The sequence below is a fragment of the Amaricoccus sp. genome, assembly GCF_017993425.1.
Classification (GTDB): Bacteria; Pseudomonadota; Alphaproteobacteria; order Rhodobacterales; family Rhodobacteraceae; genus Amaricoccus.
Genome location: NZ_JAGOMQ010000001.1, coordinates 179,160 through 201,958, shown reverse-complemented (window position 1 = coordinate 201,958; position 22,799 = coordinate 179,160). Strand labels below are relative to the sequence as shown.

General features: G+C 72.3%; 23 protein-coding genes. 13 read left to right on the top strand and 10 right to left on the bottom strand.

The genetic code is table 11. The annotated features are described in order from the left end of the window. The first annotated feature begins 50 nt into the window (after positions 1–50). Complete coding sequence (locus KBB57_RS00925; RefSeq protein WP_290745364.1) at positions 51–314, top strand: hypothetical protein; 264 nt, start codon at positions 51–53, stop codon at positions 312–314. Positions 315–398: 84 nt separating this feature from the next. Here KBB57_RS00925 and KBB57_RS00920 read toward each other — a convergent pair whose 3' ends face one another. The 6 genes from KBB57_RS00920 to lepB all read right to left on the bottom strand — a co-directional run bounded on the left by KBB57_RS00920 (position 399) and on the right by lepB (position 4,900). Next, the gene (locus KBB57_RS00920) at positions 399–1,136 is read right to left on the bottom strand and encodes a sulfite exporter TauE/SafE family protein (protein WP_290745361.1); all 738 of its coding nucleotides are present in this window, start codon (positions 1,134–1,136) and stop codon (positions 399–401) included. Next, positions 1,133–1,861: a DNA repair protein RecO gene (gene recO, locus KBB57_RS00915; RefSeq protein WP_290745417.1), complete on the bottom strand. Its 729-nt coding sequence runs from the start codon at positions 1,859–1,861 to the stop codon at positions 1,133–1,135. The genes KBB57_RS00920 and recO overlap by 4 nt, the downstream gene beginning before the upstream one ends. A 274-nt stretch (positions 1,862–2,135) precedes the next feature. Next, positions 2,136–2,468 (bottom strand): DUF1491 family protein, encoded by a 333-nt coding sequence (locus KBB57_RS00910; protein ID WP_290745358.1) that lies wholly within the window; start codon positions 2,466–2,468, stop codon positions 2,136–2,138. A gap of 5 nt (positions 2,469–2,473) precedes the next feature. After that, positions 2,474–3,394, bottom strand: a complete 921-nt coding sequence (gene era, locus KBB57_RS00905; protein ID WP_290745355.1) for a GTPase Era — start codon at positions 3,392–3,394, stop codon at positions 2,474–2,476. Continuing rightward, positions 3,391–4,053, bottom strand: coding sequence for a ribonuclease III (gene rnc / locus KBB57_RS00900; RefSeq protein WP_290745414.1), 663 nt, complete (start codon positions 4,051–4,053; stop codon positions 3,391–3,393). Before rnc ends, era begins: the two co-directional genes overlap by 4 nt. 43 nt (positions 4,054–4,096) lie before the next feature. Beyond that, complete coding sequence (lepB, locus tag KBB57_RS00895; protein ID WP_290745351.1) at positions 4,097–4,900, bottom strand: signal peptidase I; 804 nt, start codon at positions 4,898–4,900, stop codon at positions 4,097–4,099. A gap of 154 nt (positions 4,901–5,054) precedes the next feature. On the opposite strand from lepB, the gene KBB57_RS00890 reads away from it, so the two are divergent. The 3 genes from KBB57_RS00890 (at position 5,055) to KBB57_RS00880 (ending at position 9,801) form a co-directional block, all read left to right on the top strand. Continuing rightward, positions 5,055–5,627 (top strand): hypothetical protein, encoded by a 573-nt coding sequence (locus KBB57_RS00890; RefSeq protein WP_290745349.1) that lies wholly within the window; start codon positions 5,055–5,057, stop codon positions 5,625–5,627. 147 nt (positions 5,628–5,774) lie between these two features. Next, positions 5,775–8,183 carry an endopeptidase La gene (lon, locus tag KBB57_RS00885; protein WP_290745345.1) on the top strand — a complete coding sequence of 803 codons (2,409 nt, stop codon included), beginning with the start codon at positions 5,775–5,777 and terminating at the stop codon, positions 8,181–8,183. Positions 8,184–8,376: 193 nt separating this feature from the next. Continuing rightward, positions 8,377–9,801 (top strand): Nramp family divalent metal transporter, encoded by a 1,425-nt coding sequence (locus KBB57_RS00880; RefSeq protein WP_290745342.1) that lies wholly within the window; start codon positions 8,377–8,379, stop codon positions 9,799–9,801. Positions 9,802–10,259: 458 nt separating this feature from the next. Here KBB57_RS00880 and KBB57_RS00875 read toward each other — a convergent pair whose 3' ends face one another. Next, the gene (locus KBB57_RS00875; RefSeq protein WP_290745339.1) at positions 10,260–11,078 is read right to left on the bottom strand and encodes a nitrilase-related carbon-nitrogen hydrolase; all 819 of its coding nucleotides are present in this window, start codon (positions 11,076–11,078) and stop codon (positions 10,260–10,262) included. A 219-nt stretch (positions 11,079–11,297) separates the two neighbouring features. Between KBB57_RS00875 and KBB57_RS00870 the strand changes: the two genes are divergently transcribed. From KBB57_RS00870 to KBB57_RS00855, 4 genes are read left to right on the top strand one after another with little or no spacing between them, the layout of a single operon-like run. Next, complete coding sequence (locus KBB57_RS00870) at positions 11,298–11,753, top strand: MaoC family dehydratase (protein ID WP_290745336.1); 456 nt, start codon at positions 11,298–11,300, stop codon at positions 11,751–11,753. Between the two features lie 30 nt (positions 11,754–11,783). Beyond that, positions 11,784–12,731, top strand: coding sequence for a bifunctional riboflavin kinase/FAD synthetase (locus tag KBB57_RS00865; RefSeq protein WP_290745333.1), 948 nt, complete (start codon positions 11,784–11,786; stop codon positions 12,729–12,731). Between the two features lie 46 nt (positions 12,732–12,777). Continuing rightward, positions 12,778–13,290: a YcgN family cysteine cluster protein gene (locus tag KBB57_RS00860; RefSeq protein ID WP_290745330.1), complete on the top strand. Its 513-nt coding sequence runs from the start codon at positions 12,778–12,780 to the stop codon at positions 13,288–13,290. Next, positions 13,290–14,372, top strand: a complete 1,083-nt coding sequence (locus KBB57_RS00855) for a low specificity L-threonine aldolase (RefSeq protein WP_290745327.1) — start codon at positions 13,290–13,292, stop codon at positions 14,370–14,372. The genes KBB57_RS00860 and KBB57_RS00855 overlap by 1 nt, the downstream gene beginning before the upstream one ends. A 39-nt stretch (positions 14,373–14,411) precedes the next feature. Here the strand turns inward: KBB57_RS00855 and KBB57_RS00850 are convergent, their stop codons facing one another. After that, the gene (locus tag KBB57_RS00850) at positions 14,412–15,236 is read right to left on the bottom strand and encodes an alpha/beta hydrolase (RefSeq protein ID WP_290745324.1); all 825 of its coding nucleotides are present in this window, start codon (positions 15,234–15,236) and stop codon (positions 14,412–14,414) included. A gap of 1 nt (position 15,237) precedes the next feature. After that, positions 15,238–15,834 (bottom strand): 2-hydroxychromene-2-carboxylate isomerase, encoded by a 597-nt coding sequence (locus tag KBB57_RS00845; RefSeq protein ID WP_290745321.1) that lies wholly within the window; start codon positions 15,832–15,834, stop codon positions 15,238–15,240. Positions 15,835–15,947: 113 nt separating this feature from the next. Between KBB57_RS00845 and KBB57_RS00840 the strand changes: the two genes are divergently transcribed. Beyond that, positions 15,948–16,967: a ribose-phosphate pyrophosphokinase gene (locus KBB57_RS00840; protein ID WP_290745317.1), complete on the top strand. Its 1,020-nt coding sequence runs from the start codon at positions 15,948–15,950 to the stop codon at positions 16,965–16,967. Between the two features lie 656 nt (positions 16,968–17,623). Here KBB57_RS00840 and KBB57_RS00835 read toward each other — a convergent pair. After that, positions 17,624–18,337: a DUF1003 domain-containing protein gene (locus KBB57_RS00835; protein ID WP_290745313.1), complete on the bottom strand. Its 714-nt coding sequence runs from the start codon at positions 18,335–18,337 to the stop codon at positions 17,624–17,626. 152 nt (positions 18,338–18,489) lie between these two features. On the opposite strand from KBB57_RS00835, the gene ccoN reads away from it, so the two are divergent. Genes ccoN through ccoP form a run of 4 tightly spaced genes read left to right on the top strand, consistent with a single transcriptional unit; the run spans position 18,490 to position 21,991 of the window. After that, positions 18,490–20,085, top strand: coding sequence for a cytochrome-c oxidase, cbb3-type subunit I (gene ccoN, locus KBB57_RS00830; protein ID WP_290745310.1), 1,596 nt, complete (start codon positions 18,490–18,492; stop codon positions 20,083–20,085). A 13-nt stretch (positions 20,086–20,098) separates the two neighbouring features. Then, positions 20,099–20,932: a cytochrome-c oxidase, cbb3-type subunit II gene (ccoO, locus tag KBB57_RS00825; protein WP_290745308.1), complete on the top strand. Its 834-nt coding sequence runs from the start codon at positions 20,099–20,101 to the stop codon at positions 20,930–20,932. Between the two features lie 11 nt (positions 20,933–20,943). Beyond that, on the top strand, positions 20,944–21,126 hold the full coding sequence (locus tag KBB57_RS00820; RefSeq protein WP_290745305.1) for a cbb3-type cytochrome c oxidase subunit 3: 183 nt from the start codon (positions 20,944–20,946) through the stop codon (positions 21,124–21,126). After that, the gene (gene ccoP / locus KBB57_RS00815; protein WP_290745302.1) at positions 21,116–21,991 is read left to right on the top strand and encodes a cytochrome-c oxidase, cbb3-type subunit III; all 876 of its coding nucleotides are present in this window, start codon (positions 21,116–21,118) and stop codon (positions 21,989–21,991) included. The genes KBB57_RS00820 and ccoP overlap by 11 nt, the downstream gene beginning before the upstream one ends. Positions 21,992–22,799: the final 808 nt, after the last annotated feature.

The following is a 22,799-nucleotide window of genomic DNA, read 5'->3' as shown; positions in this document are numbered from 1 at the left end:
AGGCGCGGCGGCGTGCGGTAGTGTCGGCGTCGCTGCTCCGGAGGCCGATCATGCTGCTGCGCGCCCTGCTGCTCCTCGCCCTTGCACTCGTGCCGGCCTGCGCCGCGCAGGGGCCGCACGCGCCGGCGGTCGCGACGGCGCCGGCGGACGGGCCGGCGGTGGCGCCGCCGCGCAAGGTCGACCCGGATCCGGAGCACGTGTCGACGGGGGGCAAGGTGGCGCTCGGCATGGCGGCCGGCGGAGTCGTGGCGGGGCTCGCGCTGATCGCGCTCACCGGCATCGCGGCGGCGGCGCTGATGAGCGGCAGCGGCTGACGGACGGGCGGGGTCGCGCTGCGCCGGGCGGTCCGCTCCGGATCGCAATCCCGCCGGACGTTCCCCTCAGGTCGGACGCTGCCCTCAGCGGAACGGCCGCGACAGCATCTCGGCGCCGAGGAGGAGCAGGCAGACGAGGAACCAGCGGCGGAAGCGCGCCGGGCTGATCCGCGCCCGCACCGCCTGGCCGAGCGCCATGCCGGCGAGGGCGGGCAGGACGGCGAGCGCCGAGGCCCAGAGGCTGCCGGTCCCGACCGCGCCGCGCCCGCCGAGCCCGACGGCGAGCGCCAGCGTCGAGACGGTGAAGGAGAGGCCGAGCGCCTGCACGAGGTCGTCCTTGCCGAGCCCGAGCGCCTGGAGATAGGGCACCGCCGGGATGACGAAGACCCCGGTCCCGCCGGTGACGAGGCCGGTCGCGGCCCCGACCGCCGGCGACAGCCAGGGCTCCAGCCGCGCCGGGACGGCGAGCGGGCGCGCGACGAGCGCATGCCCGGCATAGAGGACGAGCGCGGCCCCGAGGGCGGCGGTGGTCGCGCGCGTGTCGCCCGCGGCGAGGACCGAGCCGCCGAGGATGGTGGCGACGAGGATCGCCGCCATCATCGGCCAGAGCCGCCGCGCCAGAACGCGGAAGTCCGGCCCGGCGAGGAGCTGCCAGACATTGGTCACGAAGGAGGGCACGATCAGCAGCGTCGCCGCGGCGAGCGGCGACATCAGCGCGCCGAGGAGCCCCATCGCCACGGTGGGCAGCCCCATGCCGGTGACGCCCTTGACCACGCCGCCGAGGACGAAGACCGCGCCGATCAGCAGCCAGTCCGGGGTCATGCCGAGACCCTGAGGATCGCCGCCGCCGCCCGCTCCCGCGCCGCCGGCAGCGCCTCGCGCGCCAGCGTCGGCGCGAGCCGGGCCTCGAGGAAATGCCCGGTCAGCGCCAGCGCCGCGGCCATCTCGCCGGGCCCGGCCGGGCCGCCGTCGCGCAGGAACGCCGGCAGCGGCAGCAGCCGCCCGGCCCAGTCGCCGGCGCCAGCGCGGGTCACCGCCCGCCCGCTGCGCGGCGAGACGAAGGCGAGCCCGTCGCGCGCGCCGGTGACCGCGCAGGCCGAGAGATCGAGCCCGAAGCCGAGCTCGGCCAGCAGCCCGAGCTCCCAGCGCGCATAGCGCGCCGGCCAGTCGGGGGCGCGCCCGAGCGCCGCCACGAGGTCGCGGCTCGCCGCGTAGAGCGCCGGATGCGCCGCCCGCTCCGGCAGCGAAGCGGCGATCAGCGCCGCCACCGAGCCGAGCGCCGCCAGCGCGGCGCCGTCGCCGATCAGCGCGGCGATGGGCGTGCCGACCGGATCGACGCGGAAATGCCCGATATGCTCCTCGAGCCGCGCCGACCATTCCACCCCGAGGGTAGCCCCCGGTTGCAGGACCGGCGCCATCTTCCGCGAGCCGCCGCCGCGCACCACGCCGGCGTGCCGGCCATGCGCCGCGGTGAAGATCTCGACGATGGCGGCGCTCTCGCCGTGCCGCCGCGCCGAGATCAGGATGCCTTCGTCGCGCCAGTCGATCATGCCCGTTCATCGCCAAGCCCTGCCGCCGCGGCAAGCCCCCGCGGCGACAAGGCCCCCCGTCGAGCCTGCCTGTTCCCCGGAGCCGCCGTCGCGCGGACGCCGGAAAGGGACGCGGCGGGCGGGTCGTCAAGGATTTACCGGCGCGGGCGCCGGCGCCGCAGGCGTCCTTGACGAGCCGCCCGCCGTGGCCCAGGCGTCCGGAGCGTGACGGCGGCTCCGGGGAACAGGCAGGCGGGGCCCTGTTCCCTGGTGAGTCCCGAGCCTCTTCCCTTCACTCCAGCCCCGGCTCCCCGAGGAGGCTGCGCCCCTGCCGGTCCTCGACCTCGATCACCCAGAGGTCCGGGTCGTGGCCTCGTTGCCGGGCCAGCGCCGCGTCGACCTCCGCCTCCGCGCCCTCGGCGAGCACGGCCCAGACCCGGCCGCCGCCGCGGAGATCGAAGGTGCGCTGGAACGCCTGCGCGCGCCCGTCGAGGGTCGCGACCTTGACGATCACCGCCCCCGCGGTGGCGTCGCCCCGGGCGACCACGAAGGCGGGGATGTCGGCGAGGCGCAGCCGGGTCAGGTAGGCCTGCACCCAGAACCCGGCGGTCAGCCGCGGCTCCACGGGGCTCAGCCCTCCTTGGGGAAGTCGAGCCCCATCTCGCCGTAGCGCTCGGCCTCGTCGAGCCAGTTCGGCCGGACCTTCACCGTCAGGAACAGATGCACCTCGCGGCCGAGGAAGGCCTTCAGCTCCTCGCGCGCCGCCTGGCCGATCGCCTTGATCGTCGCGCCCTTCGGCCCGAGCGCGATGCCCTTGTGGCCGTCGCGGGCGACGTAGACCACCTGGTCGATCCTGACCGAGCCGTCCTTGCGCTCCTCCCAGCCCTCCGTCTCGACGGTGAGCTCGTAGGGAAGCTCCTGGTGCAGCCGCAGGGTCAGCTTCTCGCGCGTCGTCTCGGCGGCGAGGAGGCGCAGCGGCAGGTCGGCGAGCTGGTCCTCCGGGTAGAGCCAGGGGCCGGGCGGAACCTCGCCGGCGAGCCAGCGCCGGAGGTCGGCCACCCCGTGGCCGCGCTCGGCGGAGATCATGAACGTCGCCGCGAAGTCGCGGGCGGCGTTCGCCTCGGCGGCGAGCCCGAGCAGCGCCTCGGCCTTCACCCGGTCGATCTTGTTGATGGCGAGCGCGACCTTGCGCCCCGCCGGCAGGTGCTCGCCGAGCCCGGCGAGGATCGCGCCGACGCCCTCGGTCAGGCCGCGATGCGCCTCGATCAGCAGCACGATGACGTCGGCGTCGGCGGCCCCGCCCCAGGCGGCCGCGACCATCGCCCGGTCGAGCCGCCGCCGCGGCCGGAAGAGGCCGGGCGTGTCGACGAAGACGAGCTGCGACGCGCCCTCCATGGCGATGCCGCGGATGCGGGCGCGCGTCGTCTGCACCTTGTGGGTGACGATCGAGACCTTGGCCCCGACCATGGCGTTCAGCAGCGTCGACTTGCCGGCGTTCGGCTCGCCGATCAGCGCCACGAAGCCGCAGCGGGTCTCCGGGGCTCCGGTCATGCCTCGCCCTCCAGTCGTGCGAGCAGGGCCGCGGCGGCGGCCTGCTGGGCGGCGCGCTTCGAGGCCGCCTCGCCATGGGCGGCGCGGCCGTCCTCGAGGCGGGCCTCGACGGAGAAGACCGGGGCGTGGTCCGGCCCGGCGCGGCCGATGTCGAGATAGTCCGGCGGCCGCTGGCCGCGGGCCTGCGCCCATTCCTGCAACGCGGTCTTGGCGTCCTGGCCCTGCGCCTTCGCCGCGGCGATGCGCGGGCCCCAGAGGCGGAGGACGAGCGCCCGGGCGGCGTCGAGCCCGGCGTCGCGGTAGACGGCGGCGATCGCCGCCTCCATCGCGTCGCCGAGGATCGCCGTCTTGCGCCGCCCGCCGGACAGCGCCTCGGAGCGGCCGAGCTTCATCGCGGCGCCGAGGTCGATCGCCTGCGCCACCTCGGCGCAGGTCTCCTTGCGGACGAGCGCGTTCAGCCGCGGCGCCAGCGCGCCCTCGGAGGCGCCGGGATCCTCGGCGAGCAGCGCCTCGGCGATGACGAGGCCGAGCACCCGGTCGCCGAGGAACTCCAGCCGCTGGTTGTGGGCCGGCGCGCCGGTCGAGGGATGGGTCAGCGCCTCGACGAGCAGCTCCGGCCGGGCGAAGGCGTGCCCGAGCCGGGCGGAGGCCTCCCCCATCGCCTGGCTCAGCCTCACCGCGCGCGCCTCGCCGCCCGCGCCCTCATGGGGCGAAGGCGACCTGGACGGGGACGAAGAACCGGTCGGGCCGCCAGGTCCAGAAGAACAGCATCGAGGCGCCGCCGGAGGAGAAGATCACCCGGTCCGCCCGGCCGACGAAGTTCTCGAACGGCACCGAGCCGACGCCGAAGGCCCCGCGCGAGAAGCGGCTGTCGAGCGAGTTGTCGCGGTTGTCGCCCATGAAGAAGTACTCGCCCTCGGGCACGGTGAACGGGCCGGCGTTGTCGCCGGGGCCGTCGTCCTCGATGTTGAGGATGAGGTGGCGCGGGCCGCCCGGCAGGGTCTCCCACAGCATGGCGCTCTCGCAGTCGCCGCCCGGCTCGACGGGGGCGTTCATGCAGCGCGGCAGCGCGCGCATCGGGCCCTGCGGCTCGTTCTCCTCGACGAAGACCCCGGCCGGCTCCTGCTTCGCCTCCTCGCCGTTGAGGAAGAGCACGCCGTCGCGCATCTCCACCGTGTCGCCGGGCATCCCGATCAGCCGCTTGATGTAGTCGGTGCCGTTGGTCGGGTGCTTGAACACCACGACGTCGCCGCGGTGCGGGTCGCGGGCGAGGATGCGGCCGGTGAAGGGGCAGAGCGAGAACGGGCAGGAATGCCGGCTGTAGCCGTAGGCCATCTTGTTGACGAACAGGAAGTCGCCGATCAGCAGCGTCGGCTTCATCGAGCCGGAGGGGATCCAGAACGGCTGGAAGAACAGCGTGCGGATGACGCCGGCGAGGAGGAGCGCGTAGACGATGGTCTTGACGAGCTCGAGGATCCCGCCCTTGGCCTTGCTCTTGGTCGCCATCCCGGCTCCGCCCTGCTGAAGCGCCGCCTTGTCGCCCCTGCGTCAGGGGGTGTCAAGCGGACCGCCCGGCGCGATCCCGCGAGGCTCCGGCGGCGTCGCCCGCATCGCGAAGCCGTGATAGGCTGGGTCCGCTACTCTGGCAGCGAGGGTCATCATGCGGAACTGGATCGCGGCGGCGCTGGCGACGATGTTGGCCACGGCGGCGGCGGCGGAGACGATCACCTACAACGTCACGGGCGCCTGCGACGGCAGCTGCGCCAATGTCGGGCTGGTGCGGGGCGACCTGCTCTTCGGGACGGTCACCATCAACCGGCCGACGATCGTCATCGGCGGCACGTTCGACGAGACGAACCTCGTCAACTTCAGCATCACCTTCGGCTCGACCAACTTCACCAGGGCGAGCGCCGCCGGGGCGTCGCTGCTCGGGGTCTGGGGCGACGACCTCGACACCATCGCCGCGCTCGACCTGCGGGCCGCGACGGCGGTGGCGCCGGGCACTGGCGTCGGGATGGCGCTGATGCTCGGCGGCTCGATCGTCTCGACGACGGCCAGCTGCGCCACCGCGGCCTGCGACAGCCTCGGCTGGACCAGCGCCGCCAGCATGTCGAACGTCCGCCTCACCGCGGTTCCCGGCCCCGCCCCGGTGCCCCTGCCGCCGGCCCTCGGCCTCGCCGTGGCGGGCGTCAGCGCGCTCGCCGCCGCCCGCGGGGCGCGTCGCCGGCGCTGAGCCGGCCTTGCGCGTCCCCCCGGCCCGGGGTCAGGATGCGACCGCCTTGAAACGCCCAGAGCGGCGGGCCATTTCCATGCCCAAGGAAAGCGCCCTGCCGCTGGATCGTCCGGGGTGGGAGGCTTTGCCAGGATACAAGGACAGATCATGACGATTGAAGGCAGCCAGAGCTTCCCCGTCCTTCCCCTGCGCGACATCGTGGTGTTTCCGCACATGATCGTGCCGCTGTTCGTGGGGCGGGAGAAATCCGTGCGCGCCCTCGAGGCGGTGATGAAGGACGACAGGCAGATCCTGCTGTCGAGCCAGAAGGACGCCTCCGAGGACGAGCCGAAGCCCGACAGCATCTACCGCACCGGCGTGCTCGCCAACGTGCTGCAGCTCCTCAAGCTGCCCGACGGCACCGTGAAGGTGCTCGTCGAGGGCAAGTCGCGCGTGGCGATCACCCGCTTCCTCGACAATCCGAGCTTCTTCGAGGCCGAGGCGACGCAGATCGACGAGACCGAGAAGGACCCCGCGGCCGTCAAGGCGCTGAGCCGGGCGGTGGTCGAGGAGTTCGAGCGCTACGCCAAGCTCAACCGCAACATCTCCGAGGAGGCCGCCTCGTCGGTCAGCGACAGCATGCCCGCGGGCAAGCTCGCCGACACCGTCGCCGGCCATCTCGGCGTCAAGCTCGAGGAGCGCCAGAAGCTGCTCGAGGAGCCCGACGTCGGCGAGCGGCTGGAGCTGATCTACGGCCTGATGCAGGGCGAGATGTCCGTGCTCAAGGTCGAGAAGAAGATCAAGTCCCGCGTCAAGACCCAGATGGAGCGGACGCAGCGCGAGTACTACCTCAACGAGCAGATGAAGGCGATCCAGCGCGAGCTCGGCGGCGAGGGCGAGGGCCAGGACGACGCCTCGGAGTTCGAGGAGCGCATCGCCAAGACCAAGCTCTCGAAGGAGGCCCGCGACAAGGCGCTGGGCGAGCTGAAGAAGCTGCGCTCGATGAGCCCGATGTCGGCCGAGGCCACGGTGGTCAGGAACTACCTGGAGTGGATGCTGTCGATCCCCTGGGGCAAGAAGTCGAAGATCCGGAAGGATCTCGGCCACGCCCAGAAGGTCCTCGACGACGACCATTACGGGCTGGAGAAGGTCAAGGACCGCATCGTCGAGTTCCTGGCGGTGCAGTCGCGCAGCGACAAGCTCAAGGGGCCGATCCTCTGCCTCGTCGGGCCTCCGGGCGTCGGCAAGACCTCGCTCGGCAAGTCGGTGGCGCGGGCCACGGGGCGCGAGTTCATCCGCATCTCGCTCGGCGGCGTCCGGGACGAGGCGGAGATCCGCGGCCATCGGCGGACCTATATCGGCTCGATGCCCGGCAAGATCATCCAGTCGATGAAGAAGGCGAAGACGGTCAACCCGCTGATCCTGCTCGACGAGATCGACAAGATGGGCCAGGACTTCCGGGGGGATCCGGCGTCCGCCATGCTGGAGGTGCTCGACCCCGAGCAGAACTCGACCTTCATGGACCACTACCTGGAGGTGGAGTACGACCTCTCCCAGGTGATGTTCATCACCACGGCCAACAGCTACAACATGCCGCGGCCGCTGCTCGACCGGATGGAGATCATCTCGATCTCCGGCTACACCGAGGACGAGAAGGTCGGCATCGCCCGGATGCACCTGATCTCCAAGCAGGAGAAGGGCCACGGCCTGAAGCCGGCCGAGTTCGAGATGACCGACGAGGCGCTGCGCGACATCGTGCGCTACTACACGCGCGAGGCGGGCGTTCGTAACCTCGAGCGCGAGATCGCCAAGCTCTGCCGCAAGGCGGTGACGGAGATCGTCAAGGGCAAGGCGGCCAAGGTCGTGGTGACGTCGGAGAACCTCGAGGAATATCTCGGGGTGCGCCGCTTCAAGTACGGGCTCGCCGAGGAGGCCGACCAGGTCGGCGTCGTCACCGGTCTCGCCTGGACCGAGGTGGGGGGCGACCTGCTCTCGATCGAGGCGCTGAAGCTGCCCGGCAAGGGGCGGATGAAGACGACCGGCAAGCTCGGCGACGTGATGAAGGAGTCGATCGAGGCGGCGTCGAGCTACGTCCGCTCGAAGGCGCCCGATCTCGGCGTGAAGCCGACGCTCTTCGAGGCGGTGGACATCCACGTCCACGTGCCGGAGGGGGCGACTCCGAAGGACGGCCCGTCGGCGGGCGTCGCCATGGTGACCTCGATCGTGTCGGTGCTGACCGGCATCCCGGTCCGCCGCGACGTGGCGATGACCGGCGAGGTGACGCTGCGCGGCAACGTGCTGCCGATCGGCGGGCTCAAGGAGAAGCTGCTCGCCGCCCTGCGCGGCGGGGTCAAGACGGTGCTGATCCCGGCGGACAACGTGAAGGACCTGCGCGAGATCCCCGACAACGTGAAGAACGGGCTCGAGCTGATCCCCGTCTCCAACGTGACCGACGTGCTCCGGGTGGCGCTGACGCGCCTGCCCGAGCCGATCGAGTGGGACGAGGCGGCCGAGGCGGCGAAGGCCGCCGCGGCGGCCGCCCCGGGCGCGGCGACGCCCCCGCCCGCGGCGCACTGACGGCCGTCGCCTGACGACGGCCCGCTGACGACGAAGGGCGCGCGCCGACCGGGGCGCGCCCTTCGTCGTTCCGGGCGCGCCCCGGCGCCCTTCGCCTCCCGCAACCACGCGCTCCACGATTGACGGGAGGGCGGCGGATGACGCAGGCTCCCCGCGAGGCGCCGAGGAACGGCGCGGGATCGGGGAAACGCTCATGCTCGCACGCTCGGCCGCCGACCGCTTTCCGACGCGAATCCTCGGCAGGCCCGAGGTGCGCGACCTCCCGGCCGCGCCGGAGAACACCGCCTCGATCATCGGCCCGGGCATCGTCGCCGCCGGCGTCGGGCTCGCCTCGGGCGAGTTCATCCTCTACCCCTACATCGCGAGCCAGGTCGGTCTGGTCTTCGTCTGGGCGGCGCTCGTCGGCGTGATGACCCAGTTCTTCCTGAACATGGAGATCGAGCGCTACACGCTCGCCACCGGCGAGACCGTGCTCACCGGCTTCAGCCGCTTCTGGCGGCACTGGGGCCTCGTCTTCGCGCTGATGACCTACTTCGCCAACCTCTGGCCCGGCTGGGCGACCAGCTCGGCCACCATGATCAGCTTCCTCGTCGGCGGCAACCCGGCCTACATCGCCATCGGGATGCTGCTCGTCATCGGCCTGATCCTGACCCTCGCGCCCGTGGTCTACGTCATGCTCGAGCGGATGCAGATGGTGAAGGTCGCCGCCGTCGGCCTCCTCATCGTCATCTCGGCGATCTTCGTCATCACCGCCGAGGCCTGGTCGAGCCTCCCCGAGGTCGTCACCCGGGCCAGCATCCCCGCGGCGGAGCTCGGCTTCGCCGTGCTGCTCGGCGCGCTCGCCTTCGCCGGGGCGGGGGGCGGGCAGAACCTCTGCCAGTCGAACTGGATCCGCGACAAGGGCTTCGGCATGGGCAAGTACGTGCCGCGGATCACCAGCGCGGTCACCGGCGAGCCCGAGGCGGCGCCGAGCACCGGCTACGTGTTCGAGCCGACGCCGGAGAACCTCGCCCGCTGGGACCGCTGGTGGCGCTTCGCCAACAAGGAGCAGCTCCTCACCTTCGTGCTGATCACCTTCGTCACCATCACCTTCACCTCGCTCCTCGCCTATTCCACCGTCTACGGGCAGGAGGGGCTCGCCAACTCGATCGAGTTCGTCCGCCGCGAGGGCGAAGTGCTGCAGGAGAAGGTCGGGGCCTGGTTCGGCGTGCTCTTCTGGTTCATCGGCGCCTTCTCGCTCTTCGCCGCGGCGACGGGCATCGTCGACTACACCAGCCGCCTCGCCGCCGACGTGCTGCGGACCTCCTATCTCCGCGGCCACAACGAGAGCCGGCTCTACTTCTTCCTCGTCTGGGGCCTCGTCGCCATCGGCATCGTCGTCCTGCTGGTCGGCCTCGCCCAGCCGCTGGTGCTCCTCGTCATCTCGGCCTGCGTCGGCGGGCTGATGATGTTCATCTACTCCGCGCTCCTCATCGTCCTGAACCGCCGGGTGCTCGTGCCCGAGATCCAGCCGGGGCCGTTCCGCATCGCGACGCTGGTCTGGGCCTTCGTGCTCTTCGGCGTCCTGTCGCTCCTCACCCTCGCCCAGCAGATCCCGCGGCTCTGGGCCAGCCCCTGACCGCCCGCGCCAGGGCGGTCCGATCCGGCCCCCCGCGCGGCTACGGCATTCACACATCCCGGCTGACGCCACGGATCGGGAGGAATGGGCCGCGACACTGACGCCAGACGGATTTGACCCGTGGCAAATCCGTCCGCGATCGCCCCTCGGGGGGCGAGCGCGATTCCGCGCTCGCCGGGGCGATCACGGACGGATGGCGCGCAACGGGGAAATCTTCATCCCTGACGACCTCCGCGCCAACGTGCTCCGGTCGTCGGCGCGGCGAAAGCCGTGCTTTCGCTTGTCGCGCCGCAGCCTCGCGGGCGGAGCCCGCGTCGGTCGGTCGGCCATCGGCTTCCTGTCGTTCGGTCCATGGCGGCTGGAGGAGAAGTGTGAATTCGCTAGCCCGCGCGGAGGGGACACGCGGCTCCGCGTGACAGGATGCCCGTGAGACGCGCCCGTCCCCGGCCGCGGGAGGCTTACGCCAGCGCGACGAGCGCCGCCGAGCCGGAGCCTGTGGCGATGGCCGCCGGCGCCGGCGTGACCTCGGCGTGGACCCAGCCCGGCGTGTCGGCCTTGCCCGCCGCCAGCTCGGCGCCGTCCGGCCCGTAGACCGCCGCCGCCCCCACCGCGCGCCCGAGCGCCGGGGTCCAGGTCGCGTCGCCGATCGCCACCGCGAGCGCGACCGGCAGGCCTGTCTCGCGGGCCCGCACGGAGGCGGCCTCGCGCAACGCTGCGGCCGCATCAGGGCTTTCCGCCACGGCGGCGGCGAGCAGCACCCCCGCCCCGGCGTCGCGCAGCCCCGCGGCCAGCTCCGGCTCGAACAGGTCCGCCCCGAGAAGGACGCCGATCCGGCCGAGCGCGGTGTCGAAGGCGGTCGCCGCTGCGCCGCTGGCGAGGCCGAAGGCGTCGCGCAGCGCCGGCGCCGGCGCCACCTGGTCCGCCGCGCCGCGCTCGCCCCCGGGCGCGAACAGCCGCGCCCGGTCGACGACGCGGCCGTCGGGCAGGCGCAGGGGCCCGGCCGCGGCGAGGATATGCGCGCCGAACTCGCGGGCGAGGCTCGCATGCAGGTCGTCCACGTCCTTGATCCGCGCCGTCAGCGCGTCGGTCGCGCGCCGCGGGTCGCCGGCGTTGTCCTCGCCGGCGAGGCTCGCGATCTCGAGCGCCGCGAGGTCGGGAAAGACAATGAGCTCCGCCCCCGCCTCGGCCGCGCTGCGCACCCAGAGCCGCAGCTTGCCGACATACTCGTTCCAGCGGTTGTGCCAGTCGATCGGATAGGCGGCGACGGCGATCTTCATCGGGGGCTTCCTCCGCGACCGCGCCATTCCGACCCGCTCCGCCGCCGTCGCGCAAGCCGATTCGACGGCGCCGGCCTTCCCGGGCCGGCGCCTCGCAATCCGCGACGGAACAATCTGTCCCGGACATGCGACAATCTTTACGATCATTGCGCAATGAAGTTGCGCTGCGCCCGCACAACCGGTTATGGTCCCCGCAGGCGAGACGGGAGAAGGCGGGCCATGTTGGACGAGCGCGGGCATAATCTGCCGGTCGGGACGATCTGCATCGAGGACATCGAGATCGGCATGACCCGGTCAGTGTCGAAGACGATCGGCGACGCCGAGATCCGCGCCTTCGCCGAGATCTCGACCGACCACAACCCCGTCCATCTCGACGACGACTACGCGCAGGACACCATCTTCCAGGGCCGCATCGCCCACGGGATGCTGACCGCGGCGCTGATCTCGGCGGTGATCGGCGAGCAGCTCCCCGGCCACGGCACGGTCTATCTCGGCCAGTCGCTGAAGTTCCTCGCTCCCGTCCGCCCCGGCGACCGGGTCGAGGCCGTCGTCACCGTCGCCGGCATCGACCACGCCCGGCGCCGCGTCACGCTTGATTGCGCCTGTCGCGTGGGCGATACGGTCGTGCTCAAGGGCGAGGCGCTGGTCTTGGCGCCGAGCCGCAAGTTCGACTGACGGGCGGGCAGGGGTCCCGCGCAGGGACCGATGCGACGACACCACGGCTATCGCGGCCTCGCGCCGGCGGACAGGGGCGCCGCGGTGGCGATCGGCAATTTCGACGGGGTGCATCGCGGCCACCAGGCCGTGCTGGCGCTGGCCCGCGCCGAGGCGGCGGCGCTCGGCGCGCCCTTCGGCGTCGTCACCTTCGAGCCGCATCCCCGCGCCTTCTTCAACCCCGACGGCCCGCCCTTCCGGCTGACCGGCCCCGAGGCGCGGGCCCGGCGGCTGGAGGCGCTCGGGGTCGAGCAGCTCTACGAGCTCCCCTTCGACGCCGCGATGGCGGCGCTGCCGGCCGAGACCTTCGTGCGCGACGTGCTCCACGCCGCGCTCGGGGTGCGGGCGCTGGTCGCCGGCGCCGACTTCCACTTCGGCCGCGGCCGCGGCGGCAACCTCGAGCTGCTGCGCCGGATGGGGCCGGAGCTCGGCTTCGCCGTGGTCGCCGCGCCGCTCCTCGACGCCGGCGGCGACGAGGTGTCCTCCACCGCGATCCGCGCCGCGCTCGAGGCCGGGCGCCCGGAGGAGGCCGCGCGGCTCCTCGGCGGCTGGCACCGCGTCGAGGGCGTCGTCGAGCACGGCGACGCGCGCGGGCGGCTCCTCGGCTTCCCCACCGCCAACCTGAGCCTCGACGGCCTGCACCGGCCGCGCTCCGGCGTCTACGCCGCGCTCGTCGACGTGCTCGACGGCCCGCATCGCGGCCGCTGGCCCGCCGCGGTCAACGTCGGCGACCGCCCGACCTTCGGCGGCGGCAAGGTCAACCTCGAGGCCTATCTCCTCGACTTCGACGGCGACCTCTACGGCGCGACCATCTCGGTCGCCCTCGTCGCCTGGCTGCGGCCCGAGCTGCGCTTCGACGGCCCCGAGCCGCTGGTCGCCCGGATGCGCCGCGACGTCGCCGAGGCGCGCGAGCGGCTGGCCGCGACGCTCGCCTATTGACGCCCACCCCTTCCGGCCGCGCCGCTTTGGGCAGATACTGCGCCCCATGACCCGCCCCAACGCCCGCCCCGTCCGCCCCCCGCAGGAGACGGCCGCGCCGATCGACCGCACCGGCCTCCGCCCCGAGTTCTGGCGGCGCTTCCCGCTCGAGAGCCTGCCCCGCGACGAGTGGGAGGCGCTCTGCGACGGCTGCGGCAAGTGCTGCCTGATCAAGCTCGAGGACGAGGACACCGGCCGCCTCGCCTTCACCTCGATCGCCTGCCGCCTGCTCGACCTCGGCAGCTGCCGCTGCGGCAACTACCCGCTGCGCCGCCAGCTGGTGCGCGGCTGCATCGCCCTCGACCCCGACGCGCTGGAGACGGCCCGGGACTGGCTGCCCTCGACCTGCGCCTACCGCCTCCTCGCCGAGGGCGAGGACCTCCCCGCCTGGCACCCGCTCCTCACCGGCGACCCCGAGAGCGTCCACCGCGCCGGCGTCTCGCTGCGCGGCCGGATGACGCCGGAATACGAGGTCGACGAGGAGGACTGGGAGGACTACGTGATCGCGGAGCAGGGCTGATGTGGTTTCTTTCCGACAACGCCGGCCCGGCGCACCCGAGCGTGCTCGACGCGCTCGCCCGCGCCAACGCGGGCCACGCCGCCGGCTACGGCGACGACGCGGTCACCGCCCGCGTGGTCGCCCGCATCCGCGAGATCTTCGAGGCGCCCGAGGCCGCCGTCCGCCTCGTCGCCACCGGCAGCGCCGCCAACGTGCTCACCCTCGCCTGCCTGTGCCCGCCCTGGGGAACGGTGTTCTGCCACACCCACGCCCACGTGCAGGAGGACGAATGCGGCGCGCTGGGCTTCTACGCCGGCGGCGCCACCACCACCCCGGTCGAGGGCGCCCACGGCCGCATCGACCCCGCCGCGCTCGCCGCCGCCATCGCCCGCGCCGGCGGCAGCGTCCACCAGGTCCAGCCCGGCGCCGTCACGCTGACCAACGCCACCGAGGCCGGCGCCGTCTACGACCCCGACGCCGTGGCCCGCCTCGCCGCCGTCGCCCGCGCCGCCGGCCTGCCCGTCCACATGGACGGCGCCCGCTTCGCCAACGCCGTCGCGTCCCTCGGCTGCGCCCCGGCCGAGCTGACCTGGAAGGCCGGCGTCGACGCGCTGAGCTTCGGCGGAACCAAGAACGGCCTGATGGGCGTCGAGGCCGTCATCCTCTTCGACCCCGCCAGGGCCTGGGAGCTCGAGCTGCGCCGCAAGCGCGCCGGCCACCTGTTCTCCAAGCACCGCTTCCTCGCCGCGCAGATGGAGGCCTACCTCGCCGACGGCCTCTGGCTCGACCTCGCCGGCCGCGCCAACGCCGCCGCCGCCCGGCTCTCCGCCGGCGTCGCCGCGATCCCCGGCGCCCGCATCGAGCACCCGACCGAGGCCAACGAGGTCTTCGCCGCCTGGCCCCGCGCCGGCCACCGCCGCGCCCGCGCGGCCGGCGCGCAATACTACCTCTGGTCCTTCGACGACCCGGCCGCGGCCACCCTCGACGGCCCCGACGACGTCCTCGTCCCGGCCCGCCTCGTCTGCGACTGGTCAGCCGATCCGGCCGCCATCGACCGCTTCGTGGCGCTCGCCCGCGGCGAGGAAGTCGCGCAGCGCGCCTGACACTGCGCCGGCGTGGGGGATCGGCGGCGCTGCGACTGGTCAGCCGACCCGGTCGCCCCCGCCCGCGGCGAGGAAGTCGCGCAGCGCGCCTGAGACTGCGCCGGCATGGGTGATCGGCAGCATGTGCCCCGCCCCCGGCACGGTCACCCGCCGCGCCGCCGGCAGCAGCGCCGCCAGCCGGTCGAGGATCGCCGCGATCGAGGGCGGCGAGCACGCCCCGTCGATCAGCAGCACCGGCGCCGCGATCGCGGCGATCTCGTCGGCCCGCGGCCGCGCCGTGGCCGGCTCCACGATGTCCGCCTCTCCGGCCGCGACCAGCGGCATCCCCGCGATCATCTCCGCCGCCCGCTCCGGCGACAGCCCGCCGAGCGGCACGGCGCTCCACCGCGCCAGGAACGCCTCCGCCGCCCCCGGCCAGTCCCCCGCCGCCATCCGCGCCCGCGCCGGCGCCGCAGCCGCCGCCTCCGCCGCGTGCGCGGCAGGATCGCCCCCGGCCAGCAGCGCGAACAGCACCGGCTCGATCAGCGTCAGCGAGGCCACCGCCTCCGGCGCCTCCACCGCGAGCCGCAGCGCCACCGCGCCCCCGAAGGAATGGCCGACCACATGCGTCCTCCCCGCCCCGCCGAGCAGCGAGCGCGCATCCGCCAGCGCCTGCTCCTGCACCGAGCGGGCCGGGTCGTGCTCCGTCCGCCCGTGCCCGGGCAGATCCGGGGCCGAGATCGCCAGCCGGTCGCCGAGCTCGGCGATCACCCCCGTCCACGCCGCCGAGCGGCCCAGCATGCAATGCAGGAACAGCGCCGGCGCGCCCTGTCCGGCCTCGCGCCAGCCGAGCCGCCGCCCGTCGGGCTGCACCCGCTCGCGCATGTCAGCCCGCCTCGGCAAGCCGCGCGTCGAGCAGCGCCAGCCGGTCCTGCCCCCAGAAGATCTCCTCCCCGACGAGATAGCTCGGCGCCCCGAACACCCCGCGCCGCAGCGCCTCCTCGGTGTTGCGCTCCAGCGCCGCCATGCCGGAGATCAGCCCCCGGTCCGCGAGCCCGCCGTCGAACCCGTGCGCGCCCAGCAGGTCGCGCAGCACCGCGTCGTCGGCGATGTCGCGATCCTCGGCCCAGACCGCCTTCAGCACCCCGTGCACGAAGCCGCCGAGATCGCCCCCGCCCGCCGCCTGCGCCGCCACGATCGCCGCCGAGGCCGGCGCCGGGTTCGTCGGCCAGTGCGCCGGCCGCAGGTTGATCGGCAGCCCGGCGGCGCGCGCGACCCGCGCGAGATCCTGCAACCGGTAGGCCTGCTTCGAGGGATGGCGGTCGGCGACGTTCGGCGTGCCCACCACCGCATAGACCTGCGGGAGCTGGAACGGCCGGTAGGCGATCTCCGCGCCCCGCCGCGCCGCGATCTCCTCGAGGCGCTGTCCGGCGAGGTAGGCATAGGGCGAGAGCGGGAACAGGAAGTAGTCGATCGTCGCCATGGCGCGGCTCCCGGGCGGTTCAGCCGGCATGTTCGCGCGATTGCGGGTCTTTGCAAGCGCGGGCGGCGATGCTAGGGGCTCGCTCGTCGCGGAACCCGGGCGGAGCGAGCGCCATGAACCCCCTGTTCAAGCCGAAGCTCATCGCCGGCAACTCCAACCGCGCGCTGGCGCAGGGCATCGCCCGGCGCATCTCCATCCACCGGGGCGAGCATGTCGAGCTCTGCAAGACCCGGGTCGAGCGCTTCAACGACCAGGAGATCTTCGTCGAGGTCCACGAGAACGTCCGCGGCGAGGACATGTTCATCATCCAGTCGACGTCGAAGCCGGCGAACGACAACCTGATGGAGCTGATGATCATGACCGACGCGCTGCGCCGGTCCTCCGCGGCGCGGATCACCGCGGTCATGCCCTATTTCGGCTACGCCCGCCAGGACCGCCGCGCCAAGGCCCGCACCCCGATCTCGGCAAAGCTCGTCGCCAACCTGCTGACCGAGGCCGGAATCGAGCGCGTCCTGACCATGGACCTCCACGCCGCGCAGATTCAGGGCTTCTTCGACATCCCCGTCGACAACCTCTACGCCGCGCCGGTCTTCGCGCTCGACATCCGCCACCAGTTCGCGTCCCTGCGCGACGTCACCATCGTCTCGCCCGACGTCGGCGGCGTCGCCCGCGCCCGCGAGCTCGCCGAGCGCATCGAGGCCGATCTCGCGGTCGTCGACAAGCGCCGCTCCGCCCCGGGCGAGGTCGCCTCGATGACGGTGATCGGCGACGTCGAGGACCGGGTCTGCATCATCGTCGACGACATCTGCGACACCGCCGGCACGCTGGTGAAGGCGGCCGAGCTCCTCGTCGACAGGGGCGCCCGCGAGGTCCACGCCTACATCACCCACGGCGTGCTCTCCGGCCCCGCGGTCGACCGAATCGCCGGCTCGCCGATGAAGAGCCTCGTCATCACCGACTCGATCGAGCCCAACGCCGCCGTGCGCGCCGCCCCGAACATCCGCATCGTCCCCGTGGCGCCGCTCTTCGGCCAGGCGATCCTCAACATCTCGAACGGCACCAGCGTCTCGTCGCTCTTCGATTCCTCGACCCTCGCCCCGATCTACGAGGCGCTCTACCCGAACGCCGCGTAGGGGCCCGGCGCCCGGCGACTTCGCCTCTGCCGAACGGCAAGGTCCGTCCCGCGACGGCTGGATCCGAAGCGTCCGGGGCAGGGACGGCAGAACTGCAAAGTGATTCGAACGGCGCCGCGAAATGCGGCGCTGCCAACGATGCAATGATTTTCACCGTTTATATTCAAAATATTTCGAAATATATTTGCGCGCAAATTTGGGAACTTCCCGGAGCGTCTGCTTTGCTTGCTCCACCCGCACCTGCCTCCTCCCGTCGACCGCCGGGCCCGTCCATCCCGCCGTCCCCGGCGGAGCAGATCAACTCAATCCGGCCTGAACCGAACCCCGCCCCGCAGACGGCCTGCGAGATCGGGAACCCCCGCCGGCTTGGCGCGTTCCTCTCCGTCCGGGCTATGTGCCAGGCGCGCGGCAGTCCCTCGCCGACCGGCGTCAAGGCGCTATCCGGCATCAGGGGCGGTTCCGCCGGTTCGAGGCATGCGGGAAGGGCTTTCGCCCGCAGGCAGGATCGACGCCAGGAACCGCTCCAAGCCGCACGATCGGCGCCCCGCAGCAGCCCCGATCGTCGCGCGGGCGGCGTCGTCCCTCCGGGGACGACGCCGTCTCGCCTTCCGGCGCAGGGCTGCAATCTCCCATGACCCCTTGCGAAGCCGGCCCGGCTAGCCCCGCCCGTCGCGCCCCTCCCGCGCCGCCAGCTCCTCGATCATCTCGATCTGCGCCCGCTGGATCTCCGCCAGCCGCTCCCACTGGCTCGCCAGGTGCCGGTCGATCTTCTCGTGCAGGTGGCGGATCTCCAGCTCGGCCTTGAGGTTCACCTTGTAGTCGTTCTCCGCCCGCAGCCGGTCCTTCTCCTCCTGCCGCCGCTGGCTCATCATGATGATCGGGGCCTGCAACGCCGCCACGCAGGAGAGGACGAGGTTGAGCAGGATGAACGGATAGGGATCGAACGGCCGGAACGCGAGCCCGGTCACGTTCAGCGCCATCCACATGAGCAACAGCCCGCAGAACCCCCCGATGAAGAGCCACGACCCCCCGAGCGCCGCCACCGCGTCCGCCGCCCGCGCCCCGAAGCCCAGCCGCTCCGCATAGACCCCCTCGACGTCCTCCGCGACCGGCGCCCCGGCCTCGAGGCTCGCCAGCACCTCCCGCTCCAGCGCCCCCAGATCGCCGCGCTCCGCCTCCAGCAGCCGCTCGATCCGCATCCGCCGGTAGCGGGCCCGGTCGTCCCGGCAGATCAGCGCGTCCGGCCCGAGACCCGGCCGGTCGCGCCGGACGAGCTCCGCCACGCCGTCGCTCTCCGCCGCGAGCCGGCCCAGCGCCGCCCGCCGGAACCGCCCCCCACAGACGGCGCAGACCCCCTCGGTGGTCTCCACGGGCGCCCCCCAATCCTCGCCACGCCGGAAAAGCGATCCGGCAGGCTTGATTTGAATCAATGATCGTGGCGCCCTGCCGCTGCAAGGGTGCGATGCGCGCATCAGGCGATCTGCCTGAGAACAGCCATGCGCGGTAGCGGCGAGGGGTGACGATGCTCGACGTAGTGAAGATCGCGGCGTTCGGGCTTCTCGCCCTGCTGTTCGCGATGGCGGCCAACTGGGGCTACGACCTCGCCTACCAGGTCCACGCCGTCCTGCTCGCCGCGCTCTGCACGGCGGGCTTCGTCTGGTCCGTCCGCGCGGCCGGCCAGCCGCAGCCCGCCGACCTCGCCGACAGCTACATGGACGGCCCGATCCGCTACGGGGTGATCGCCACCGCCTTCTGGGGCGTCGTCGGCTTCCTGATGGGCACGCTGATCGCCTTCCAGCTCGCCTATCCCGACCTGAACCTCGGCCTGCCCTGGACCTCGTTCGGCCGCCTCCGCCCGCTCCACACCTCCGCGGTGATCTTCGCCTTCGGCGGCAACGCGCTGATCGCCACCTCGTTCTACGTCGTCCAGCGCACCTGCGCCGCGCGGCTCTGGGGCGGCAACGCGGCCTGGTTCGTGTTCTGGGGCTACAACCTCTTCATCGTGCTCGCGGCGACCGGCTACGTCCTCGGCTCCACCCAGTCGAAGGAATACGCCGAGCCGGAATGGTACGTCGACCTGTGGCTGACCATCGTCTGGGTCACCTATCTCGCGATCTATCTCGGCACGATCGTGAAGCGCCGGGAACCGCATATCTACGTGGCGAACTGGTTCTTCCTCGGGTTCATCGTCACCGTCGCGATGCTGCACGTCGTCAACAACGTCGCCGTGCCGGTCTCGATCTGGGGCTCGTCGTCGGTCGTGCTCTGGCCGGGCGTGCAGGGCGCCATGGTGCAATGGTGGTACGGCCACAACGCCGTGGGCTTCTTCCTGACCGCCGGGTTCCTCGGGATGATGTACTACTTCATCCCCAAGCAGGCCGAGCGGCCGGTCTATTCCTACAAGCTCTCGATCATCCACTTCTGGGCGCTGATCTTCCTCTACATCTGGGCGGGGCCGCACCACCTGCACTACACCGCGCTGCCGGACTGGGCGCAGATCCTCGGCATGGTGATGTCGATCATCCTGTGGATGCCGTCCTGGGGCGGCATGATCAACGGCCTGATGACCCTGCAAGGCGCCTGGGACAAGCTCCGCACCGACCCGGTCCTCAGGATGCTGGTGATCTCGGTCGGCTTCTACGGCATGGCGACCTTCGAGGGGCCGATGATGTCGATCCGCTCGGTCAACTCGCTCAGCCACTACACCGACTGGACGATCGGCCACGTGCATTCCGGCGCGCTCGGCTGGAACGGCATGATCACCTTCGGCGCGCTCTACTACCTCGTGCCGCGGCTCTGGCATCGCGAGCGGCTCTACTCGCTCAGCCTCGTCTCCTGGCACTTCTGGCTCGCGACGATCGGCATCGTGCTCTACGCCTCGTCGATGTGGGTCGCCGGCATCACCCAGGGCCTGATGTGGCGCGAGACCGACAGCCTCGGGTTCCTGGTGAACTCCTTCGCCGACACCGTGGCCGCGATGCATCCGATGTACGTCATCCGCGCGCTCGGCGGGGTCTTCTTCCTCACCGGCGGGCTGATCATGGTCTGGAACCTGTGGCAGACCATTCGCGGGACCGGGCAGGCCGCGCCCGCCCCGCATCCCGTGGCCGCCGAGTAAGGGAGGCCGCAGCATGGCCGAGGACAGGAACGACAAGACCGCCGACCCGGAGAAGGCCCCCGCGGCCCCCTCGGCGGGCGACCGCCCCGAGGAAGCCCCGAGCCACGCTCCGCGCGGCAACTGGATCCTCCGCAACCACCACCTGGTCGAGAAGAACGCCTTCCTGCTCCTGGTGCTGAGCTTCATCGTGGTGTCGATCGGCGGGCTGGTGCAGATCGTGCCGCTCTTCTACCTCGACAACACCATCGAGAAGGTCGAGGGCATGCGGCCCTACTCGCCGCTCGAGCTGACCGGGCGCAACATCTACGTGCGCGAGGGCTGCTACACCTGCCACAGCCAGATGATCCGCACCATGCTCGACGAGCAGGAGCGGTACGGCCATTACAGCCTCGCGGCCGAATCGATGTACGACCACCCGTTCCAGTGGGGCTCCAAGCGCACCGGCCCGGACCTCGCCCGCCTCGGCGGCCGCTATTCCGACGCCTGGCACGTGGCGCATTTCCAGAACCCGCGCGACCTCGTGCCGGAATCGGTCATGCCGGCCTACCCGTGGTTCGCGAGCAACCATGTCGACTCGGAGCGCATCCAGCAGGTCATGCGGGCGCAGCGGACGGCGGGCGTGCCCTATACCGACGAGATGATCGAGGCGGCCAGGGCCGATTTCCGCGCCCAGGCCGACCCGGACAACGGCGACGTCGACGGGCTGCTCGCGCGCTATCCCAAGGCGGTCGCGCGCAACTTCGACGGCCAGCCGGGGGTCACCGAGCTCGACGCGCTGATCGCCTACCTCCAGATGCTGGGCACGCTCGTCGACTTCTCGACCTACACTCCCGCGGCGAGCCGCTGAGGAGCGCCGCGATGGAAAGCTACGGGTTCCTGCGCACGCTGGCCGACAGCTGGGGGATGCTGGCGATGCTCGTCGCCTTCGCCGGCATCGTGGCCTGGGTGTTCCGCCCCGGCTCGAGGAAGAAGCAGGACGACGCCGCCAACCAGATCTTCCGCAACGAAGACAAGCCGAAGGACGACGGGGATGGCCACTAGGCGCGAGATCGACGAGGCCACCCAGACCGAGACGACCGGTCACGACTGGGACGGCATCAAGGAGCTCGACACTCCGATGCCGCGCTGGTGGCTGTGGGCGTTCTACGCCTGCATCATCTGGGGCGTCGTCTACGTGATCCTGTTCCCGGCCTGGCCGCTGATCCACGGCGCGACGCCCGGGATCCTCGGCTATTCCAGCCGGGCCGAGGTCGCCTACGAGCTGGCGATGGCGCGCGACGCCAATGCCGCGCTCGACCAGCGCATCCTCGCCACCGAGCTCCCCGCCATCGAGCAGGACCCCGAGCTCCTGCAATTCGCGGTGGCCGGCGGCGGCGCGGTCTTCCGCAACAATTGCGGCCAGTGCCACGGCGCCGGCGGGCAGGGGGCGCTCGGCGGCTTCCCGAACCTCCTCGACGACGACTGGCTCTGGGGCGGCACGGTGGAGGACATCTACCAGACCGTGCAGCACGGCATCCGCTACGAGCCCGATCCCGACACCCGGTTCAGCCAGATGCCTGCCTTCGGCGAGATCCTCGAGCCGGCGCAGATCGACGGGCTCGCGCAGTACGTGCTGTCGCTCTCCGGCGCCGAGCACGACGCCGCGATGGCCGAGGCGGCGCATCAGGACTTCATCGACAACTGCTCCTCCTGCCACGGCGAGGACGGCGGCGGCATGCAGGAGCAGGGCGCCCCGAGCCTCCGCGACGGCATCTGGCTCTACGGCGGCGACCCGGCGACGATCCGCGAGACGATCACCAATGCCCGCTACGGCATCATGCCGTCCTTCTCCCTTGGCGACCGCCTGCGTCCCGAGGACATCCGCAAGGTCGCCGTCTACGTCCACAACCTCGGCGGCGGCCAGTAGCCCCTTGCGGGCCGGCCTCCGCCGGCCCGCCCGACGAGACGCGCCTAGGGCAGACGACCGTCGCGCTGCGCGGCACGCTACGCCAGGGCCGCGCCGCCCTCATGGCCGATCGGGAGCCGTCACGAGGCGAGACCTCGCCGCCTCCGTCGTGTAGCGCGTGGGCACACTGCAGGACACGGACTCGTCGCCGCCCCATGCCGGGCCGCGCCGATCGACCGAAGCGGGCTTGCCCGCGAGGCTCGGCGCGACAAGCGAAAGCATTGCTTTCGCCGCGCCGACGGCTGGAGCGCGTTGGCGCGGAAGCCGTGAGGGGTGAAGATTTCTCCGTCGCGCGCCATTCTTCCGTGAGCGCCCCGGCGAGCGCGGAATCGCGCTCGCCCCCCACAGGGGCGATCGCGGACGGATTTGCCGCGGGTCAAATCCGTCTGGCTTCACCGTCGCGACCTACCTTCGGACGGGTTTGCTCTCCACTGTCGTGCAGTGTGGCGCGTGGCACACTGCACGACACCTGTCTGCTCTGCTGGATCCACGGGGCGCGCGCGCGCCGACCGACCGACCGAAGCGGGCTTGCCCGCGAGGCCCGGCGCGACAGGCGAAAGCCCTGCTTTCGCCGCGCCGACGGCTGGAGCGCGGTTGCGCGCGGAAGCCGTGAGGGGCGCCGATTTCTCCGGAAGCGCGCCATCCGTCCGTGATCGCCCCGGCGAGCGCGGCAACGCGCTCGCCCCCCGCAGGGGCGATCGCGGACGGATTTGCCACGGGTCAAATCCGTCTGGCGTCGGCGTCGCGACCTGCTTCGGGCAGGGCTTCC

Bases quoted from the DNA above. Each gene is read 5' to 3' on its own strand.
- KBB57_RS00925 (WP_290745364.1), top strand. From the start codon at position 51: ATGCTGCTGCGCGCCCTGCTGCTCCTCGCCCTTGCACTCGTGCCGGCC.
- KBB57_RS00890 (WP_290745349.1), top strand. From the start codon at position 5,055: ATGCGGAACTGGATCGCGGCGGCGCTGGCGACGATGTTGGCCACGGCG.
- lepB (WP_290745351.1), bottom strand. From the start codon at position 4,900: ATGGCGACCAAGAGCAAGGCCAAGGGCGGGATCCTCGAGCTCGTCAAG.
- KBB57_RS00920 (WP_290745361.1), bottom strand. From the start codon at position 1,136: ATGACCCCGGACTGGCTGCTGATCGGCGCGGTCTTCGTCCTCGGCGGC.
- KBB57_RS00850 (WP_290745324.1), bottom strand. From the start codon at position 15,236: ATGCGCGAGCGGGTGCAGCCCGACGGGCGGCGGCTCGGCTGGCGCGAG.
- ccoO (WP_290745308.1), top strand. From the start codon at position 20,099: ATGGCCGAGGACAGGAACGACAAGACCGCCGACCCGGAGAAGGCCCCC.
- ccoP (WP_290745302.1), top strand. From the start codon at position 21,116: ATGGCCACTAGGCGCGAGATCGACGAGGCCACCCAGACCGAGACGACC.
- KBB57_RS00860 (WP_290745330.1), top strand. From the start codon at position 12,778: ATGACCCGCCCCAACGCCCGCCCCGTCCGCCCCCCGCAGGAGACGGCC.
- KBB57_RS00865 (WP_290745333.1), top strand. From the start codon at position 11,784: ATGCGACGACACCACGGCTATCGCGGCCTCGCGCCGGCGGACAGGGGC.
- KBB57_RS00845 (WP_290745321.1), bottom strand. From the start codon at position 15,834: ATGGCGACGATCGACTACTTCCTGTTCCCGCTCTCGCCCTATGCCTAC.
- KBB57_RS00820 (WP_290745305.1), top strand. From the start codon at position 20,944: ATGGAAAGCTACGGGTTCCTGCGCACGCTGGCCGACAGCTGGGGGATG.
- KBB57_RS00855 (WP_290745327.1), top strand. From the start codon at position 13,290: ATGTGGTTTCTTTCCGACAACGCCGGCCCGGCGCACCCGAGCGTGCTC.
- KBB57_RS00875 (WP_290745339.1), bottom strand. From the start codon at position 11,078: ATGAAGATCGCCGTCGCCGCCTATCCGATCGACTGGCACAACCGCTGG.
- KBB57_RS00880 (WP_290745342.1), top strand. From the start codon at position 8,377: ATGCTCGCACGCTCGGCCGCCGACCGCTTTCCGACGCGAATCCTCGGC.
- lon (WP_290745345.1), top strand. From the start codon at position 5,775: ATGACGATTGAAGGCAGCCAGAGCTTCCCCGTCCTTCCCCTGCGCGAC.
- KBB57_RS00840 (WP_290745317.1), top strand. From the start codon at position 15,948: ATGAACCCCCTGTTCAAGCCGAAGCTCATCGCCGGCAACTCCAACCGC.
- era (WP_290745355.1), bottom strand. From the start codon at position 3,394: ATGACCGGAGCCCCGGAGACCCGCTGCGGCTTCGTGGCGCTGATCGGC.
- ccoN (WP_290745310.1), top strand. From the start codon at position 18,490: ATGCTCGACGTAGTGAAGATCGCGGCGTTCGGGCTTCTCGCCCTGCTG.
- KBB57_RS00870 (WP_290745336.1), top strand. From the start codon at position 11,298: ATGTTGGACGAGCGCGGGCATAATCTGCCGGTCGGGACGATCTGCATC.
- rnc (WP_290745414.1), bottom strand. From the start codon at position 4,053: ATGGGGGAGGCCTCCGCCCGGCTCGGGCACGCCTTCGCCCGGCCGGAG.